At 44.0% G+C, this 1,842-nt stretch carries 1 pseudogene; it reads right to left on the bottom strand.

Annotated elements, in window-relative coordinates:
* Positions 1-1,842 (bottom strand): annotated as a pseudogene (gene alaS, locus SD31_RS11345) (alanine--tRNA ligase); the annotation flags it as partial.

Genomic DNA, 1,842 nt, shown 5'->3' with positions numbered 1-1,842 from the left:
TGCATAAGCTAAAGTCTTGACAGCATCAGCATTCGGCAAGTTAACACGGGTGGCTAAGAAGTTGATACCATCTATAACCTCCAGCTTAGCCTCCAACTCCTTTTTCATTGCCAAAGACTTTTCGCGTATAGCATTTTCGATTTCCTTTTTCAGCGCACTGTTTTCCTCAACGATTTTTGTCACTGTCCGAGACGAAATCCTTAGGGTTGTTTAAGATTTCTTTCATATTCTGCGCCAGCTCGAAATGTTCACGGATTACCGCCGCCGCTTTCGTGCCAGTGATAGCTTCTATACGACGTACTCCAGCAGCTACAGCAGACTCCGATATTATTTTGAAGAAGCCTATCTGTCCTGTTGCTTTTACGTGTGTTCCTCCACACAGCTCTTTGGAGAAGCTATCATCAAAAGTGATCACACGCACAAAATCTCCGTATTTTTCACCAAATAAAGCTGTTACGCCAGATTCTATAGCTTTCTGGTAAGACACCTGACGCTCTTCCTTCAAAGGAATGTTTTCACGAATCTTAGCATTAACAATATCCTCTACAGCTTTGATTTCGTCGTAAGTCATCTTCGCAAAATGCGATATATCAAAACGCAACACATCCGCCGTAACCAACGAACCTTTCTGATTCACATGCTCTCCTAATACCTGCTTTAAGGCAGCATGCAACAAGTGTGTAGCAGAGTGGTTGCTCTCCGTATCTAGACGCTTTGCAGCATCTACCTTGGCCTCAAAATACCCTTCCAAAGATGAAGGCAGCTGATTTACAAAATGAACGATCAAGCCGTTTTCTTTCTTGGTGTCTGTAACGTATGTTTTCTCACCAGCCTCAGAGATCAACACACCGGTATCCCCTACCTGACCACCTCCCTCAGCATAGAAAGGCGTCACTGACAACACAAGCTGATATTGTTCTTTACCTTTGGCCTTTATCTTACGGTATTTTACGATTTCTGTAGTAGCAGTCAGGTTGTCATATCCCACAAATTCGGTATCTTCACCTTCATTCACTACCACCCAGTCGCCGGTATCAATAGCCGTAGCTGCACGTGAGCGATCTTTCTGTGCTTGCAAAGCTTTATCAAAAGCTTCCATATCTACTGTCAATCCCTTTTCACGAGCCAACAGCTCTGTCAAATCGATAGGGAATCCATAGGTATCAAACAATTCGAAGGCAAAGTCGCCGTCAATGACTGTATGATTTTCGGCATAATGTTCAAAACGTTGGATACCTGTAGTCAGTGTACGCAAGAAAGACACTTCCTCTTCCAGAATAACTTTCTCCACAAAGTCCCGCTGTTGATACAGTTCGTCGAAAACACCTTTGAACTGTTCTGCCAATACAGCTACCAACTCATGGAAAAATGGATTTTTAAAATTCAGGAAGGTATACGCATAACGCACAGCACGACGTAAAATCCGGCGTATAACATAGCCTGCCTTATTGTTTGATGGCAGCTGCCCGTCCGCAATAGCGAAACTTACCGCACGGATATGGTCTGCCAACACACGCATAGCGATATCGGTCTTCTCATCCGCACCATATTTGATGCCTGACTTCTGCTCTATATACTGAATCAATGGCTGAAAAACATCCGTATCATAGTTGGAAGTTTTCCCTTGGATACAGCGTACCAAACGCTCAAAGCCCATCCCTGTATCCACATGCTTGTTAGGTAACAACTCCAAGGTACCGTTCTTAAGACGGTTATACTGCATAAATACTAGGTTCCAGATTTCTATCACCTGTGGATGATCAGCATTCACCAAATCCTGTCCTTTCACCTGAGCACGTTCCTCTTCCGAACGCATGTCGTAGTGGATTTCCGAACAAGGAC

Source organism: Sphingobacterium sp. T2 (assembly GCF_000814685.1).
GTDB lineage: Bacteria > Bacteroidota > Bacteroidia > Sphingobacteriales > Sphingobacteriaceae > Sphingobacterium > Sphingobacterium thermophilum.
The sequence above is the reverse complement of the archived record's forward strand: the minus strand, read 5'-3'. Positions and strand labels throughout refer to the sequence as shown.